Raw genomic sequence first — 16,082 nt, 5'->3', positions numbered from 1 at the left:
CCCGCTCCGGCGGGCGGACAGTGTTGGAGGGAGACCAAAAGCGGAGGAGTGAGTTCCATGCAGCGTCGCAGTGTCCACGACGTGATGACCCGGGAGGTCGTCACTGTCGGGCCCGAGACATCCTTCAAGGAGATTGCGGCGTCGTTCCATCGCAACGACACATGGTCTCCGAGGCCGACCTGTGACAGCGGTCGTGACAAGCTCCCCATAGGCGGCCATATAGGGCCCCACTGATGGCCAGGGGTTTCCCCGTGGACGGCCAGATATCTCCCCGCTCGCCCCACCCCTCCCCGGTCGGCGACGCTCGACCGGGTGAAGAACAGCGGGGAGATCATGGAAATCCTGGAGGCCTACGACCTCACGGGCAGTTACCGCTCGGCCGCTGAGCTGGCCGGATGCGACCACCACACGGTCGCCCGGTATGTGAAGATGCGCGCGGCCGGCCTGCAGCCCGACCAGCGCCGACACCGCGACCGGGCGATCGACGCCTTCCTGCCCAAGATCGAGGAGCTCGTGGTCCGCTCCGGCGGCAGGATCCGCGCCGACGTGGTCCACAAGCGGATCTCCGCGATGGGCTTCACTGGCGGCGAACGTACCACCCGCCGCACCGTCGCCGAGGCAAAGGCCCAGTTCAGGGCCGGGCAGCGGCGAATCTACCGACCCTGGATAACCGAGCCGGCGCTCTGGCTGCAGTGGGACTGGGGCGAGGGTCCGACCATCGGCGGGCGGCGGACCTCGCTGTGGTGCGCGTGGCTGGCCTGGTCCCGCTTCCGGGTCGTGATCCCGGTCTGGGACAAGACCCTGCCCACGATCACCGCCTGCCTCGATGCCACCTTGCGCAGGATCGGCGGAGTGCCCGCCTACGCGCTGACCGACAACGAGAAGACGGTCAGTACCGACCACATCGCCGGGATCGCGGTCCGCAACCCGGAGATCGTCGAGGTCGCCCGGCACTACGGCATGACCATCCGCACCTGCCTGCCAGCCGACCCGGAGACGAAGGGCGGCAGCGAGGCGACCGTGCGGATCGCCAAGGCGGACCTGGTTCCCAAGGACGTCAACCTCCTTGAGGAATACCGAAGTTTCGCCGTGTTGGAGGCGGCTTGCCGCAGCTTCTGCGAAGAGGTCAACAACCGCGTCCACCGAGAGACCCGCCGCCGCCCGGTCGAGATGCTCGCCGAGGAACAGCAACGGCTGCACCCGCTGCCCAAGCAGCCCTTCACCGTCGCGTTCGGCACCACCCGCCGGGTCAACTGGGACGCGACGATCTCGGTGGAGGCGGTGCGCTACTCGGTCCCGCACCCGCTGATCGACACCCGGGTCTGGGCCCGGTTCCACGGCGACGAGCTCATCGTCACCGCCGTCCAGGCCGACGGAACCGCGTCCGAAGTGGCCCGCCACCAGCGCGGCACCCCGGGCAGCCCGGTCATCGACGAGGCCCACTACCCCGAGCGCGAGAACAAGGAGGGCGACCGCACTCCGCGCGCCACCAGCGCCGAGGAGGCCGCGTTCTTGATGCTCGGACCAGGAGCCGCCGCCTGGCTGGTCGAGGCGGCAACCGCCGGAACCCGCAGGGTCAAGGCCAAGATGGCCGAAGCCGTCTCGCTGTCCAAGCTCTTCCCCGCCGCCCAAGTCGACCGGGCCCTGGGCACCGCCGCGGTCACCGGCCGCTTCGCTGAGAAAGACCTGCTGTCGATCCTCGACTACCAGGCCAGACACGGCATCCCCGAACCCACCCGCGCGAGCGAGGCCCACAGCCTGCAGCCGGGCACCTCCGCCTGGGCCCGCTTCGGCACCACCACCAGCAGCGACGCGACCGACGACGACGAACAGGACGACTTTCGATGACGACCCCGCTCCGCAGCGTCCCTGGCTCGGCCGGCGATCCCCTGAACGAGGCGATCGCGCTGACCCGGCGCTTGAAGCTGCCTCACATCCGTCGCGCGCTGGGCGACTTGATCCCCACCGCGAAGGCCCAGCGTTGGGACCCGGCCGAGGTCGTGCGTGTCCTGCTGGCCGAGGAGGCCGCCGGCCGCGACCGCGCCAACCTGCACACACGCCGCAAGCGGGCCGGGTTCCCCGCCGGGAAGACGTTCGGCGACTGGGACGAGACGGCATCCTCCATACCCCGCGCCACCCAGGACGCCCTCAAGACCCTGGAATGGGTCAGGCGCCGGGAGAGCCTTTGCGTCTGCGGACCGTCCGGCACGGGAAAGTCGCACTTCACCGAGGCGCTCGGGCAGGCCGCGGTCGAGGCCGGAATGACCGTTGCCTGGTTCACCATCGAGGACCTCGGCGCCCTGGTCCGCCGCCACCGCGCGGACGACTCCATCGCCCGAGCCCTGGCCCGGGTCATCCGATCCGACTTGATCATCGTCGATGACATTGGCCTGCTGCCGGTCAGCCCCGACGCGGCCGAGGGCTTCTACCGGCTGGTCGATGCCGCCTACGAACGCCGCGCGCTCGCGGTCAGCAGCAACCTGCACCCCTCGGGATTCGACGAGATCATGCCGAAGACCCTGGCCACGGCCACCGTCGACCGGCTCATGCACCACGCTCACATCGTGGTCACCCAGGGTGACAGCTTCCGCCTCACCCAGGCCACCTCCGGTCAGGGCGTCAAGCCCTTCAGCTGAGCATCACACCACCCAGGGCGGGGAGGTATCTGGCCGCCGTTGGGGAGAACCCGCAGGCCACCAGTGGGGAGAACTCCTGGCCGCCTACGGGGAGAACTTCAAGACCGTTGACAGACCTGATCCGTAAGGAAGCTGTTCGGCCCGGTCCGCAAGGCCATGGTCCGCGAGTTCGGCCCGGTCGCATACGCCACTGCAGCCCTGCAGAATCTCGGCCCCGGCCCGGAGGACATGTGGCGCAGGCCCTTTTCCGAATCCACCCGGCACATGGTGGACGAGGAAGTCGCCCGGCTGCTCCGGCAGGCCGATGCGCGGGCGACTGGGGTGGGCCGCGTGTCGTGGGAGGCCCGGGCGGCGAACGGCCGCCGGGCGGCAGCTGTGCCGGGTCACCCACGGCTTCGGCCTGGCCCTGGCGCAGGGCGGTGACGGTGGCTGCGAGGTCTTCGACGGCGCCGCTGCGGCGGGTTCGGCGGGCCAGGAACCTGTGGGAGTCGGCCTGGTCGCGTGCGGACAGGCGGCGGCGAGGAGGACGGCGAGGATCGTGGCACACGGGCGATGCGGCGCTGTGCGGTCCCGCAGGCTGTTCGGAGGAGGGTCGTGTCATGTACTTCGTCGACCGTGTGGATGCGGGTCGCCGGCGAGAGAGGGGTTCGGGTCGTCGACGAGGCGGTGATGCGCTCCACCCGGACGTCCGAGGACGAGCTGGCACGGGTGGAGGAGATCGAGCGGGTGGAGCTGGATCGCCGGTCCCGGCGGTACCGGGGTGACCGCCCTCGGACGGAGCTCCGCGGCCGGACGGCTGTGGTTGTGGACGACGGCGTCGCCAGCGGTTCGACCGCCCGGGCTGCCTGCCTGATCGCCCGCCGCCTGACCGACGCCACCCACTGGGTCCGGACCCGGGACGAAGCCCGTGACCTGCCGGTCGGCTTCTTCGGCGCCAGCAACGGCGCAGCCGCAGCCCTGTGGGCAGCCGCCGAGCCGGATTCCCCGGTCGGGGCGGTCGTCTCCCGGGGTGGGCGGCCCGACCGGGCCGGGCTGCGCCTGCCAGCGGTGACCGCACCCACCCTGCTGATCGTCGGGGGGAACGACGACGTGGTCATCGGCCTCAACCAGCAGGCGCAGGCTCGGCTGGGCTGCGAGAACCGACTCGCCGTCATCCCCGGTGCCACCCACCTCTTCGAGGAACCCGGCACCCTGGAGGAAGTGGCGAGCCTCGCCGCCCAGTGGTTCACCGGTCACCTGCCTCCCGCCTCACATCCGGCGGCCTGACACCCGGAAGCGCACCGGCCGGGTGAGGATCGGCCCGCTGGACCCACCGCCGCGACATCCTCTCGGCCGCCTGCCTCGCCGGCGCCGGTCTCGTCTCCGACCGCACCTTCGCCGTCTGACAACGGCCGACACTCAGAGCGTGAATGATTGTTTCAGAACGATCTTCGGAGTCGGCGAAGGCAGGTGATGCCGGTGGTAGTTCGGCTGGCCGGGTTTGCGGAACCGGCCGGGCGGGGGGATGCCCGCTGCCTGATGGCAGTGAACCGCTGCACTGGGCAGATCTGTTTTGCACCTGGCACCGCATGGGTCGTCTCATTACTGCTTCGTGCTGCCCGCGGTGCACGGGCATCATGATTTCACGCCAAAACGGTGGACAGCCCGCGATTTCCGCGGCGGCGCGTGCTTGAGGAGTTGGAGTCATCTGTGAACAGTGCCACTGACGTCGTGCGGGATGCTGGGGGAGAGCCGCTCGCCTACTACGAGGAGGAGCACCGGGAGGGCGTCCGCTGGGCGCAGGATCTGTGTCCGGCGGAAGGCGCCCCGCTGGCCGCCGTTGCGGAGCGCGTCGTGGTGGACCTGGCCGGCTGGGGCGCGACGACGCAGGCGTTGCTCGGCAGAGCCCTGGCCGAACGGGGCGCGAGCCTGGAGCGCGAGTTCGACACCTACACCCACGCGCTGAGGGAATCCTCGAAGCCGCCCGAACCGGTTCGGCTGCCGGAGAAGCTCGCCCCGTTCGCGGCGCAGGCGGTGGACCCCCAGACCCTGCGAGCCGCCTACCAGGCGGCCTACCCGCCTGGGCACCCCGACCACGACATGAGCACGTACGACGATCTGCGACGGCTCATGGACGGCACCCTGATGGGGCCGCTCCTGCCGACCAGTACCGTCCTGATCGACACCGAACGCGATACCGCCGTCGCCGCCGTACTCGCCCACGACTGCCCCGGCGCCCCGCCCCTGGAAGGGCCCTGGATCTCCGAGGTCTTCCGCGACCCCGAACCCGCCTGTCGCGGCATCGGCTCGCTGTTGCTGCGCCACGTTCTGTGGTTGTCCGCCGAGGCGGGACTGCCCGCGCTCGGTCTGTCCGTCACCGCCGGAAACCCCGCAGCCCGCCATTACGAGCGCCTGGGGTTCGTCCGCACCGAACAGTGGGCCGATCTGCGTATTCACTGAGGTGGGGCGGGTGCACGTGTCTCAACGGGACAGTTTCCGCCGGCGCCCGGGAGCCCCTTGCCGCCGGTCGTGTCCCCCCGGGTCGTGTGGCTGATGATCGGGAAGGTCCATGCCGCGCCGACGGGGTCGGTCACCCACCGACCTGGCGTTCTGCGGTCGGCCGAACTCGCTGTGGTCGTCGTCGGCGGCCCAGGTGGCTTTCGGGTCCGGGTCGGCCGGCCACCAGTGGGTGGCGACGGGCGGGGTCGTGCAGGTGAGCGCGTGGTAGGTGGCGAGCGTGCACAGGTCCAGCAAGTGGTAGCCCCGGCCCGGGTCGAAGCCGGGCAGCGCGTCGGTCTCCCCGGTGATCAGTACCTCTCCTCGGACGGACAGGTGCACCGACCGTGCCCGTCCGCGACGGCGGGCGGGCGGCGACCCCATCGGGACGGGGCGACGCGAAGGAGTTCGGGAACGGCCGCGACGTGCAATCGCGGTGCAGGCGAAGCGCCAGGCCGTGGTTCCGGCGCCGGCGTGGGGGAGGGCAGAGGATGTTCGGTTCGAAGAAGGAGCTCAACGATCTGATGGCGTGGCTCAGGCGGACCTGACCCGAAGCCCTTGGCCGGATCCGCGCTCGGTCCAGTCGGCCTCGAACCGCCTGTCCGACACGGACCGGATCATCCCGAGCGCGTCGAGCACCTCCACCCGTTGTCGCATCAATTCACCAGCGGTGTGCACCGGTCGGAGGATCCATTTCCCGAGCGGGTAACTACCCTCTTCTCCGACCATCGCGGAACAGGGAACATCGAGCCCGCCGGATTCCTTTTCCACCGGTGGGCGTGGTTTATCCCCTCCTGCCAGAACTGGTTTCACCGGTCAGACCCGTGAGGCGAACAGCGCGAGCACGTTCTCGTCCACCGGCGTCTGTGCCGCACCGGCAGCGTTTATGCCCCCTCCCTGTCCGCACGGACCTCACCGGACCGGCTCTCCCCAGGCTCGGACGCTCCCTCGGCGCTGCGCCCCTGGTGCGCCTGCTGGACTTCTGCGGCACGGCGGGAGCCTCCGTCACCTTGTCGTCGTGGCTGCGCAGCGCGGTCAGGATCTTGACCACCGGGCAGTCGATCGGAGGAGTGGGTTCCTGTTACGATCAAGCGCCGCAGGGCGCTTCTTCGCCGTTCCGAAGAAAGAAGTCAGCAGCACCGGGGGCTGACCGGACCACAGCACCGCCCGCAGCGGGAAGTCCTTTTGTTCTATCAAGGACTACAACTGCAAGCGGCTGAGCAAGGGCTCCCGACTGGCATATCTGGTGCCATTCGAGTCGCCAGCGGCACCGTCAGGACCATACCCGCGGAACATACGGACGTGCCCGGTCGCAAGGGGTGGAACTTTGTCGCCGGACAGGGACACTGTTGCGGAGAGAGGAAGAAGCCATGGATACGCTGTCAGGTATAGAGGTGGGCAGAGTCATCGGGGCGTGGCAGCTGGTTGCGCTCACGGCAACCGACGTGAACGGGGCCGCTACTCATCCCCTGGGGACCGAAGCCCGGGGCATGCTCATCTACACGCCCGATGGCCACGTGTCGGCCCAGATCGCCGGCCCGGACGGATACATCGGCTACGCCGGCACCTACCAGTGGCTCGGTGACCGCGTCGTCCACCGTTCTCTGGTCGGCAGCCCCGCCGAGTTCAGCGCCGTCGAACTGCCCCGCACGGCCCGCCTGGAGGCAGGCCGTCTCAGCCTTGCCTCGCTCCCCGCCAACGGCTATCCGGTTCTGACCGCAACCTGGCAGCGCGTCACCCCCGCCCCCGACGCGCCGAACGCGGGCACTGGTGAACAGCGATGATGGCCCACCTGTTCGATGTCCCGCGCGATGGCACCGTCTTCCTGTTTCCTGGTCAGGGCATCTCTCCCCATGGCGCCCTGGCGAACCTGTACGACGACCAGCACGGAGCGCCTCCCTCGGCTCGGGCCGAGGCCGACCGGGTCGTCCGCGAGATCGACAACGTGGCGACAGCACACGGATACGGCCCGGTCCGTGACGTGCTGTTGGCCGAACGCTCCTCCGCTTCGGCTGCTCCGCTCGCCTACGGCACCTCTCAGCTGGCCCACTTCGCGGCCTCCGTTGCCCTCGCCCACGCCTTTGCCGCAACCGGGATCGCCCCCGACCTGATCGTGGGTCACAGCCTCGGCGAATTCTCGGCCTTCGTGGCCGCCGGCGCGTTTTCCGTCGCCGAAGGAGCAGAGCTCGTCTGCGCATTGAACGACGCCTACCGCCCCATCACCGGCCAGGGCACGATGGTTCTGGTCCTGGCCGGGGAACGCGACACACGGGCCATGCTCGCCGACACGGGCCGTGAAGACCTGGCGATAGCCTGTGTCAACTCCCCGAGGGAGACGATCGTCAGTGGCCCCAACGCCGCCGTAGCCGCCCTTCGTGCCGCTGGAAACAGTCGGCGGCTGTTCGAACTGGACGTTCCCTACGCGGCCCATCACCCCGCCCTCTCGGAGATCCACGGCCGTTTCATCGACAATGCCAAGGGTGTGCGCCAGCGACCCTTGCGCGTCGCGGTGCACTCGCCGGTCCAGCGCCGCTCCTGCAGCGATGCAGACGACTTCCACCTGGCACTCGCCGACTGCATCACTGAACCTGTGTACTTCGCCGAGGCAGTGAACAGCATCGCGGCTGCCGCCGACCAGCAACTGTTCATCGAACTCGGAGCCGGGGAGACCCTCAGCCGCTGTGTGCGGGCAACCGTGCGCGGCGCCCGCACCATCGCGCCCCTCGCACCCCCGAAGAAGAGGTAGACCGCAAGGCAGCGCGCTGTCAGCCGGGACACCGCCCCCCGACCGGGGCTGGTGTCCCGGCCTACGCCCACTCCACGCCGTGCTCGGCTCGCTGCGCGAGCTGCCCCGGAGTCAGTTGTGCCCGGCGGGCCTCCTGCCTTGTTGAGTCAGGTGTCCAGGGCGAAGTGCGACACCGCCGCCTGCCCCTCACCACCGGGGTCGGCCTCCACGCTCTCCACAGGTTCCTTGTGCGGCCCCGGCGCCTTCGCGTGCCCTCGCGTTCGATGAACCGGGCGAGCGCGGCCAGGGCCCGGGCGAACCGGTCGGTGCGGTACGCCTTCGGCTACCCGTTCGCCGTCACGGTGCCAGGCACTGCGGTGGCAGCGGGAACCAGCGCAGGGCTTCGAAGTCTGCAGGGAGGGCGCAGGGGTCGGAGTCGACCGGGTCGGGTCGGCAGTCGAGCAGCGTGCGGGCTTCGGCGAGTTGTCCGGCGAGTGCCTCCTCGCCCATCCGCGCGCGTCCGTGCGGCCAGTGCAGGTGGCCGTGCTCGTCGTAGCGGGTGTCTGTGAGCCGCAGTGGTGGTCCGGCTGCGGCGTTCCGGTGGCGCCACAGTCCGGTGCGCGGGTCGAAGCGGTAGTCGGGCAGCAGCCGGTGTCCGTTGTCGGCGAGCAGGTCGACGGCGTCGATGAGGTAGTCCCGGACGGTGTCGGACAGGAAGTAGTGGAAGTTGATCCGGGTCCAGCCCGGCTTGATCCCCTCGCACCGGTGCCCGACGATCTCGTCGCGGAAGGCGTGCGAGTGCGGTGCGTCGATCGCGAGCAGGCGGTGGCCGTAGGGGCCGGCGCAGGAGCAGCCGCCGCGTGACTGGATGCCGAAGAGGTCGTTGAGGACGGCGACCACGAAGTTGTGGTGCAGGAACCGGTGGCCGTGCCGGATCCGGAAGGAGACGATGGACAGCCTGCGGGCGGCGTGGCTGCCGAGGACGTCGATGCGAGGGTTGCGTTCCCACCGGTCGAGGGCGGCGTGCCACATGCTCTCCTCGCGGGCCTGGATCAGGTCGGTGCCGACGGCTTGTTTGAGGCCGAATACCAGGCCGGCGCGGATGGATTCGACGATGGCGGGTGTGCCGCCCTCCTCGCGGGCGACCGGGTCGTCGAGGTACCGGTGGCTGGTGGGGTCCACGAACAGCACCGTGCCGCCGCCGGGCGCGGTGGGCACGGGGTTGCGGACCAGTTCCCGGCGTACGACCAGCACGCCGGGTGTCTGCGGGCCGCCGGGGAACTTGTGCGGGGAAAGGAACAGTGCGTCCTTGCCGTCGCCCCGGCCGGGGGAGCTCTCGGCCGCACGGATGGGCACGTACGGTGCTGCCGCGGCGTAGTCCCAGAAGGACAGCGCTCCGTGGTCGTGCAGGAGGCGGGCTGTGCGGTCGGTGTCGGTGAGGATGCCGGTGACGTTGGAGGCGGCGGAGAAGCTGCCGATCCGCAGTGGCCGGTCGGCGAAGCGGACGAGCTGGGCCGTGAGCTCGGCTAGGTCGGGATGGCCTTCGGCGTCCTCGCCGATGGGCACCACGTCGGCGACGGTCTCGCGCCAGGGCAGTTCGTTGGAGTGGTGCTCGTACGGTCCGACGAAGACCACCGGCCGCTCGGCGGGAGGGAGGGGCCCGTTCGGCCGGTGGCTTTCGGCGGGGCCGGTCGGCCGACGGAGTTCCAGGATGCCGATGAGCTTGTTGACGGCGGCGGTGGAGCCGGACCCGCAGAAGATCACCAGGTGGTCTTCGGTGGCGCCGACGCAGTCGCGGATCATGCGGCGGGCGTCCTCGCGCAGCCGGGTCGTCTGCAGGCCGGTGCCGGAGCTCTCGGTGTGGGTGTTGGCGTAGCGGGGGAGGACGGCGTCGCGGATGAAGTCCTCGATGAAGTCGAGGGAGCGGCCGGAGGCGGTGTAGTCGGCGTAGGTGACCCTGCGTGGTCCGTAGGGGCCGTCCAGGACTTCGCCTTCGCCGATGATGCCCGCCCGGATGCGCTCCAGCAGCGGTGAGGGCGGGGCGGGGGAGGCGGGCCGTTCGCCCGATGCGGTGGTGGTGCTCACGTCGCCCTCCGTTCGGGGCGGCCGGGACCGGTCGGCGCGGTTCCGGAGAACCCCGTTGATTGCCAGCATCCCGCATCGGCTCCCGGCGGGCCAGTGCCGGACGGCCCTCCCGCGCGGCCCGTCGCGGCCATCCCACGTGGAGCCGACGGCGGAGGCCGGGGCGGATCGGCTTCTCCCGCTCGCCAGGGTCGGTCACCGGCGTCGAGGTGGTCGGCCGCGTCGGTCGGCGACGAGGCCCCGGAGACTTCGTGTGTCCGACGACCCGGTGGTTCCGCCGGTGTTCCGGGCGCGCCGGTGCGGTGTGCGCGGCGGCGGTCGGCGGTGGAGGGCGGCGGTGGAGGGCGGCGAGGACGGGTCCGCCGTGGCGGGGAAGGTTGTAGGAGGGGCTGGCCGAGCATCGCGCCGATGGCGCAGGTGTTGGTGATCGCTGCGAAGGCGGGACCGGCTCCGACGGCGGCGGAGAACCAGTGGCCGCCGGGGAGCACCAGGTCGGCGACGATGCCGAGGACGACGAGCGATCGTGCGACGAGGCGGACCTGGCGGTCCATGGCCCAGGCGGCTCGTGTGCGTCATTAGGGGCGGTTGAGGGGGTGGCCGTTCTGGGCCCAGACGGAGGTGCCGCCGACGAGGGTGTGGGCGGTGATGCCGGTGGCGGCGAGCCTTTCGCATGCGGTCTGGGAGCGGGCACCGGAGGCGCAGATGAGGGCGACCGCACCGTGCCCGGCGGCTGCGCGCAGTGCGGGCAGGGCCCGGTCGAGCTGGTCGAGCGGGCTGTGGTGGCCGCCGGCGTACTCGCCGGGGGAGCGAACGTCGCCGGCGGCTGCGGCCCGTGCGGGGCCGTTCCTGGCGGACCGGTCGGCTGCCGGGTCGCCGGGGCGGTGCCGTGCGGAGTCCTCGGGTTTGCGGGCGGAGGCGAGCGTGCGTCAGCACCGCGAACGCCGCCAGCACCACGAACGCGACGGTGAGCAGGGTGGCGGGCAGGCGGCCAGCGGGAGTCCGGCTGCGGCGAACAGCAGTCCGGCGCGGGCGTGGGCGAGCAGTCCGGTGAGCGAGGTGGCGGCGACGAGGAGGAGGCTGGCGGTGCAGGCGTGGGCGGGGGAGAAGCCGAGCAGGTAGATCAGGGCGGGGACGGCGAGCATGTTGCCACCTCCGCCGAGGCCGCCGAGCGCGAGGCCGACGACGACACCGGCGATCAGGGCGATAACGAGCGCGGTCATATGACCTGGCCGCCAGCGCCGTGTGCGGCGACGACGGGGAGCCCGGCGTCGGCCCAGGCTCTCAGCCTGCCTGCCACGTTGACGGCAGTTTCGTGGGCTCGTCGACTACGCGGCGGATGCCGTGATCCGCTGACGAACGTCGTCCATGTCCACGGCGCGGACCCGGCGGATCACGTCCTCCAGTGCGGCCTCCGGCAGCGCACCCGGTTGGGCCTGGCCCGGGACCTGAAGCCCGTCTTCACCGCGCCGAACGAGGCCGCGGCCCTGGAGCGGTTCGCGGACTTCGCCGCCGCCTGGGAGGCGATCTGCCCGGCCGTGGTGAAACTCTGGAGAAGGCCTGGCCCGAGACGGTGCCCTTCTCGCTTTCGCCGCCGAGATCCGGAAGATCATCTGTACCACCAACGCCATCGAGAGTCTCAACTCCCGCTACCGCAGGGCCGCCGGTGCGTCCGGTCACTTTCCCGACGAGCAGGCCGCCCTCAAACGGCTCTACCTGGCCACCCTCGCGCTCGACCCCACCGGACGCGGCCGGCAACGCTGGAGCAACCGCTGGATGGCCGCCCTCAACGCCTTCGACATCGCCTTCGACGGGCGCCTGTCAGCCGGACGGGTGTAGGTCACCCGGCCTACACCCACCAGGAAGATCAATACCTAGGCCAACCGGGTGTCGTGCACCTAGATTGTGATAGTCCCGGAGCCGTGCTCACGGCGGTCAGTGAGGCCGGGGGTTACTGTTTCTTGACGTAGGTGCGGCCTGCGCTGGTTCCGGGCACGGTGACGGGGAATTCGCGGACTTCCTGGCCTTCGGCGCGGTAGAACCGGTACTGGTCCTGGCGGTAGAAGTCGCACACGGCCATGTCGCCGTCGTTGACCGGCCCGATCTGGTAGTTGCCGCTCTTGGTCTCTGAGTAGGACCTTGAGGTGCGCTGGCTGGTCTTGATGTTCAGCCCGTAGGAGACGCTGGTGGACACCTTGGCGCTGAAGCCGCTGATGTCCAGACCGGCTTCCGCGGAAACGCTGATGTTGAGGTTCTGGTCAATCTGGCTAGCGTCCTCCTGGCTGACACCCCAGGTGATGGACCACTGGTGCTGCCTGGTCTCGGTGCGCTTGAGGGTCTCCCAGTCCTTGGAGTACCAGCGCGACCAGCGCCGGACGATGTAGTACGGAGTGTTCATGGCACGCCACTGATCGTCTCTGTCGCCGTCCTTGGCGACGAGGAACCAGGGCACCGCCACCTCACCGGCGATCTCCTGGTCGGTGTAGATGGGCGGCTGGTCCATGCTTGTGAGTTCGGGGGTCTGGAACGTCTTTGGCGGGTACTTCCGGAGGTTGATGACCTCGCTGTACTCCCCCACCTTCTCCAGCTCGAACAGGTCACTGCCGTCACTCTTCTTATCCCCGAGCACGAACTGCGTTTGATTGAAGTCGGCCACGACGTACAAGGACCGGCCGTAGCACCACAGCCGGAACTTGCCGTTCCCGGCATCTTCGAGCTGCCACACGGTGTGCACGTCAAGCAAGTGCGGCTCCGTCGCGAACGCTGCGTGGATCCAAAGGTCGTTCTTGTCCCCGTAGAGCACACTGCCGACGGGGTTGTAGGAGGGCTGAGGGGCCTTGGCCGTGCACAGGATGTACTTGTTGGAGGCGGGGTCGACGCAGTGGAAAACCCACTGAGCAGCACGGTCGGCCTCCTGGACGTAGCCCTTTCCCCAGAGATAGACGGGCCCGCCCTTCGGTTTGGAGATCTTGATCCGGTAGATTTCGCCGATGACGGGCTTCAGAAGGGGCAGGTCGGTCTCACCCCGCGCAGTGCCGACCGCTTCCGCGACGGACTGGGCGGAATCCTTCTCCTGCTGGGTGCCGATCCGATCGTCCATGACTGATCCTTCCTGGTTCGCGCCGAATGGCTCTCGCGGTCGCGGGCCCCGTACACAGCGAGGCGCTCGCGACCTTTCTCAAGCCATTCCCATCCACCCAGCACTTGGTGCTACGGCATCCGGGTACCCGCGGCGTACCCCGGCGCACGAAGCCACCGCTCGGCCTGCGCCGGCACGGAACCTGGTGCCCCTCCACTCGCTCGCTGTCTAGTAGTGGTGAGTGGCGCGGCCTGCCGAGCCGACCATCGTTGCGTGGGCCCGCTCCGCGTCGGCCGGCGTCGGTCGCGCTCTTCAGGCGCCATCGCCTCCACTACTGCGCTACGCCGCACGGACGGCAGCGAGTCGGCACAGGTGACCGTGATCGGTCTGCTCCGGGCCTCCGGGTAGACATGATCGGCACACCACCGGTGATCTGCGGCCTACCGACGGTCGGCGCCCGGCACGTCGCGCGATCGCCCGCGCGGCACAACCGGGTGGGGTACAGGCGGACGCACGGAGGCACGCCGTGGCAGCCCGGTGACGTGCGCGGGCTTGGGCCGGCCGGCCCGCCATCGGGACCGTCTGACCCAGGACGCCGCACGGGGACGGTACGGAGACTGGTCATGACCCACAGCAGGGGCGTTCCGAGGAGGCACAATGACCGTCCTGGTCGGCTATGCGAGCGCGCACGGCTCCACCCGGGAGATTGCCGTATGCATCGGCGCCCGCCTGGCTGAGTCCGGCTGCCCTGCCGATGTCCGGCCGCTTGACGGCGGGACGACCGTGGACGGCTACAACGCCTTCGTCCTGGGCAGCGCGGTCCACAACCGACGGTGGCTGCCGGAGGCGGCCGCCTTCCTGCGACGGCACCGCGACATGCTCGTGCACGGTCGGGTCTGGGCCTTCAGCGTCGGTATGCCGGCCGCGCTGCGGGGGCCGTGGCGCAGGTTCGCCCGGCGCGAGGAGGTGATCGTCCTCGACGCGCTCGCGCCGCTGCCCGGCCTGTGCGGGCACCGCCTCTTCTCCGGTGTCGTCACCCGCGAACAACTCGGCCGGGTGGGCACACTCACCCTCCGCATCTTGGGCGGCCACACCGGGGACTACCGCGACTGGGACGCCATCGACGCCTGGGCCGACGAGATCGCCGAGACGCTCGCCGCCGACGGGAAAGCCTCGGGGTGCTGATTCCGGGCCCTGGGGATGCTGTGACACCACCGCGGCTGGAGGCGGCGATGGTGCGGTCGCGCAAGGAGATGAGGGTTCCGTCGACGATCCACGGCCGCTTCACGCCCGGGCTCGGGCGTGAAGCGTTTTCGAGGGCCGCAGGCCCAGGGGCTGGATGATCCGGCAGACCGTGGCCGTCGAGATGCCGAACAGCGGCGCGAGCCGGTGCGTTGTGAGGTCGGTCGGGTAGTACACGGCGACCAGCAGGACTCTGTCAGCCGGTGGCAGGCCGTCACCGACGGCACCCTGACCAACCCCGCAGTCCCCCCAGCCACCACCGGCACCACCGCCCCCGGCATCACCGGCGCCGCCTACATCAACAACGACATTGCCCCGGCGACCGCCACTACCCTGTTCGACCTCGACACCGGCAACGACCGCTTCTCCGTGCAGTCCCTGGCCAACGCCGGCACCCTCGCCCCCAGCGGGAAGCTCTGCGTCGGCGCCGCGCCCGACGACGGCTTCGACATCTACTACTCCACGAAGCAGGGCATGAATTACGGCTACGGCGCGCTCGCCGTCGCGGGTGTTCGGGGCCTGTACCGCGTCGACGTCCTGACCGGACGCGCCACCGACCTGGGAACGTTCCCCGGCTCGTCGCACGTCACCGACCTCGCCCTGCCGCTCGACCAGGACTGACGTTTCCCCTTCTCAGTGTCCCGTGAGCGGGACGAGGTGAAGCGAAGGGCGCAGGAGCGGTGCGTCATTCGCAGTCGGAAATGGCTTGCCACCCGTGTGCGTCGGGACCGACTTCAATCCTGCTGCGCGCACGCCCGATTCGCCGCCCCGCGGTGCCCGGACCGCCCGTGTCACCCGGACGGGTCAACTCCATCGTTTCCTGCCCCGGCGGATGATCCGGCACCTCTTGGGCCGTGCGGCCCTTCCCACCCGCAGACCCGGCGACAGTCCCCCGTGCGGTCGGTTCGGCCGTCCACTGGCTTGTCGTACCGTTACCGTCGCGGGGCGCTCTCCCGTCCCGGTCGGTGCTTGGGGAGCCCGGGTCCGACGACGACCGCTGGCGGTGCGGGCTCGTGCCCGGTGCCCGGTTGGCGCGTGCGGCCCTGGCCGCCAGGCGTTCGTGCAGGCGGTATGCGGTGACCGCCTGCAGGTCGTGGGGGCCGGTGACGTCGGCCACCGAGCGGTGGACGCCGTCCTCGCCGAACGGGTCGGCTGCCTCGCGCCAGCCCTCGGGGCGCACACCGCACCGTTTGCCGAGCAGGGCCACGAAGATCTTCGACTTCTGGCGGCCGAACCCCGGCAGTTCCCCCACCCTCCCGAGCAGTTGCCGGCCGTTCGGCACGCCCTCCCAGACGGCAGCCGCCCGGCCGCCGTGGCGCACGACCAGGAAGCGGCACATTTCCTGCAGCCGACGCGCCGTCAGCGCGGGACGGTCGTGCACGGCGGGCCGCGCCGCCAGCGCCGCCGCGAAGTGCCCCGGGCTGTGGTCGGCGATCCGGTGCGCGTCAAGGTCCTCCCAGCCGAGCCGGCGCGCGATGGTCAGCGGCCCGGTGAACGCCCGCGGCGAGGCGCCGCCGTTGTCCAGCAGTGCCCCGACGAGCAGGGCGAGCGGGCTGCGTGACAACAGGGCGTCTGCCTCGGGATCCTGTGCGATACGCAGTGCGACATCCACCGCAACGAACCTCCCTGTACGAACAGAATCTGGGTGCGGACAGTCTGGCCGCTCCGGCCGGTCCGGGCGCGGCACCACGCCGCCACCCCCGTGACCGCATCGCCCGCTGCCTCGTTGGACCGGGCACCTGCCGGTCGCAGGACGACGGCGCGCGGGCCATCACCCCCGGAGGTCCGCGCGCCGTCACCGCGCGATCCCCGAACGACGGTCGTCAGCGGGCTTCTCGGCCTTCTC

Annotated in this window: 13 protein-coding genes and 4 pseudogenes; 9 read left to right on the top strand and 8 right to left on the bottom strand. The window is 70.3% G+C overall.

Annotation, left to right across the window (positions count from 1 at the left end):
* Positions 1–312 precede the first annotated feature (312 nt).
* The 4 genes from istA to OG715_RS00600 all read left to right on the top strand — a co-directional run bounded on the left by istA (position 313) and on the right by OG715_RS00600 (position 5,075).
* The gene (gene istA, locus OG715_RS00615; protein WP_266271892.1) at positions 313–1,848 is read left to right on the top strand and encodes an IS21 family transposase; all 1,536 of its coding nucleotides are present in this window, start codon (positions 313–315) and stop codon (positions 1,846–1,848) included.
* Complete coding sequence (gene istB / locus OG715_RS00610; RefSeq protein WP_033817948.1) at positions 1,845–2,636, top strand: IS21-like element helper ATPase IstB; 792 nt, start codon at positions 1,845–1,847, stop codon at positions 2,634–2,636. Before istA ends, istB begins: the two co-directional genes overlap by 4 nt.
* 621 nt (positions 2,637–3,257) lie before the next feature.
* Entirely contained in the window at positions 3,258–3,902 is a 645-nt protein-coding gene (locus OG715_RS00605; protein WP_327064195.1) for a dienelactone hydrolase family protein, read from the top strand.
* A gap of 423 nt (positions 3,903–4,325) precedes the next feature.
* A complete protein-coding gene (locus OG715_RS00600) occupies positions 4,326–5,075 on the top strand; it encodes a GNAT family N-acetyltransferase (RefSeq protein WP_327063511.1) in 750 nt (249 codons plus the stop codon).
* Between the two features lie 21 nt (positions 5,076–5,096).
* Here the strand turns inward: OG715_RS00600 and OG715_RS00595 are convergent, their stop codons facing one another.
* The gene (locus OG715_RS00595; RefSeq protein WP_327063510.1) at positions 5,097–5,453 is read right to left on the bottom strand and encodes a hypothetical protein; all 357 of its coding nucleotides are present in this window, start codon (positions 5,451–5,453) and stop codon (positions 5,097–5,099) included.
* A 1,028-nt stretch (positions 5,454–6,481) separates the two neighbouring features.
* On the opposite strand from OG715_RS00595, the gene OG715_RS00590 reads away from it, so the two are divergent.
* Together OG715_RS00590 and OG715_RS00585 are read left to right on the top strand one after the other, a co-directional pair.
* Positions 6,482–6,895, top strand: a complete 414-nt coding sequence (locus OG715_RS00590) for a lipocalin-like domain-containing protein (RefSeq protein WP_327063509.1) — start codon at positions 6,482–6,484, stop codon at positions 6,893–6,895.
* On the top strand, positions 6,892–7,857 hold the full coding sequence (locus OG715_RS00585) for an acyltransferase domain-containing protein (RefSeq protein ID WP_327063508.1): 966 nt from the start codon (positions 6,892–6,894) through the stop codon (positions 7,855–7,857). Before OG715_RS00590 ends, OG715_RS00585 begins: the two co-directional genes overlap by 4 nt.
* Positions 7,858–8,193: 336 nt before the next feature.
* Here the strand turns inward: OG715_RS00585 and OG715_RS00580 are convergent, their stop codons facing one another.
* The 4 genes and pseudogenes from OG715_RS00580 to OG715_RS00565 all read right to left on the bottom strand — a co-directional run.
* Positions 8,194–9,921: an aminotransferase class V-fold PLP-dependent enzyme gene (locus OG715_RS00580; protein WP_327063507.1), complete on the bottom strand. Its 1,728-nt coding sequence runs from the start codon at positions 9,919–9,921 to the stop codon at positions 8,194–8,196.
* Positions 9,918–10,469 (bottom strand): YgaP family membrane protein, encoded by a 552-nt coding sequence (locus OG715_RS00575; RefSeq protein WP_327063506.1) that lies wholly within the window; start codon positions 10,467–10,469, stop codon positions 9,918–9,920. The genes OG715_RS00580 and OG715_RS00575 overlap by 4 nt, the downstream gene beginning before the upstream one ends.
* Before the next feature lie 319 nt (positions 10,470–10,788).
* Positions 10,789–11,138, bottom strand: a pseudogene (locus tag OG715_RS00570) (sulfite exporter TauE/SafE family protein); the annotation flags it as partial.
* Between the two features lie 105 nt (positions 11,139–11,243).
* Positions 11,244–11,366: pseudogene (locus tag OG715_RS00565) on the bottom strand (thiol reductase thioredoxin); the annotation flags it as partial.
* Between OG715_RS00565 and OG715_RS42320 the strand changes: the two are divergent.
* A pseudogene (locus tag OG715_RS42320) lies at positions 11,352–11,754 on the top strand (transposase); the annotation flags it as partial. The pseudogenes OG715_RS00565 and OG715_RS42320 overlap by 15 nt on opposite strands.
* 112 nt (positions 11,755–11,866) lie before the next feature.
* On the opposite strand, the gene OG715_RS00555 reads toward OG715_RS42320, so the two are convergent.
* Positions 11,867–13,015: a hypothetical protein gene (locus OG715_RS00555; RefSeq protein WP_327063505.1), complete on the bottom strand. Its 1,149-nt coding sequence runs from the start codon at positions 13,013–13,015 to the stop codon at positions 11,867–11,869.
* Positions 13,016–13,651: 636 nt separating this feature from the next.
* On the opposite strand from OG715_RS00555, the gene OG715_RS00550 reads away from it, so the two are divergent.
* Positions 13,652–14,179, top strand: a complete 528-nt coding sequence (locus tag OG715_RS00550) for a flavodoxin domain-containing protein (protein WP_327063504.1) — start codon at positions 13,652–13,654, stop codon at positions 14,177–14,179.
* 31 nt (positions 14,180–14,210) lie between these two features.
* On the opposite strand, the pseudogene OG715_RS00545 reads toward OG715_RS00550, so the two are convergent.
* Positions 14,211–14,446, bottom strand: a pseudogene (locus tag OG715_RS00545) (helix-turn-helix domain-containing protein); the annotation flags it as partial.
* Here OG715_RS00545 and OG715_RS00540 point away from each other — a divergent pair.
* Positions 14,384–14,857 (top strand): DUF4394 domain-containing protein, encoded by a 474-nt coding sequence (locus OG715_RS00540; RefSeq protein ID WP_327063503.1) that lies wholly within the window; start codon positions 14,384–14,386, stop codon positions 14,855–14,857. The pseudogene OG715_RS00545 and the gene OG715_RS00540 overlap by 63 nt on opposite strands.
* A 64-nt stretch (positions 14,858–14,921) precedes the next feature.
* Here the strand turns inward: OG715_RS00540 and OG715_RS00535 are convergent, their stop codons facing one another.
* A complete protein-coding gene (locus OG715_RS00535) occupies positions 14,922–15,848 on the bottom strand; it encodes an HhH-GPD-type base excision DNA repair protein (protein WP_327063502.1) in 927 nt (308 codons plus the stop codon).
* Between the last annotated feature and the right edge of the window lie 234 nt (positions 15,849–16,082).

The sequence above is a fragment of the Kitasatospora purpeofusca genome (assembly GCF_036010405.1).
Lineage (GTDB): Bacteria > Actinomycetota > Actinomycetes > Streptomycetales > Streptomycetaceae > Kitasatospora > Kitasatospora purpeofusca.
Note: the sequence above shows the minus strand (reverse complement) of the source record. Positions and strands in the feature narration are given on the sequence as shown.

What these genes read in the sequence shown, in the direction of transcription:
- istB (WP_033817948.1), top strand. Translation starts at nt 1,845, where the DNA reads ATGACGACCCCGCTCCGCAGCGTCCCTGGCTCGGCCGGCGATCCCCTG.
- OG715_RS00605 (WP_327064195.1), top strand. Translation starts at nt 3,258, where the DNA reads ATGCGGGTCGCCGGCGAGAGAGGGGTTCGGGTCGTCGACGAGGCGGTG.
- OG715_RS00590 (WP_327063509.1), top strand. Translation starts at nt 6,482, where the DNA reads ATGGATACGCTGTCAGGTATAGAGGTGGGCAGAGTCATCGGGGCGTGG.
- OG715_RS00585 (WP_327063508.1), top strand. Translation starts at nt 6,892, where the DNA reads ATGATGGCCCACCTGTTCGATGTCCCGCGCGATGGCACCGTCTTCCTG.
- OG715_RS00575 (WP_327063506.1), bottom strand. Translation starts at nt 10,469, where the DNA reads ATGGACCGCCAGGTCCGCCTCGTCGCACGATCGCTCGTCGTCCTCGGC.
- OG715_RS00555 (WP_327063505.1), bottom strand. Translation starts at nt 13,015, where the DNA reads ATGGACGATCGGATCGGCACCCAGCAGGAGAAGGATTCCGCCCAGTCC.
- OG715_RS00550 (WP_327063504.1), top strand. Translation starts at nt 13,652, where the DNA reads ATGACCGTCCTGGTCGGCTATGCGAGCGCGCACGGCTCCACCCGGGAG.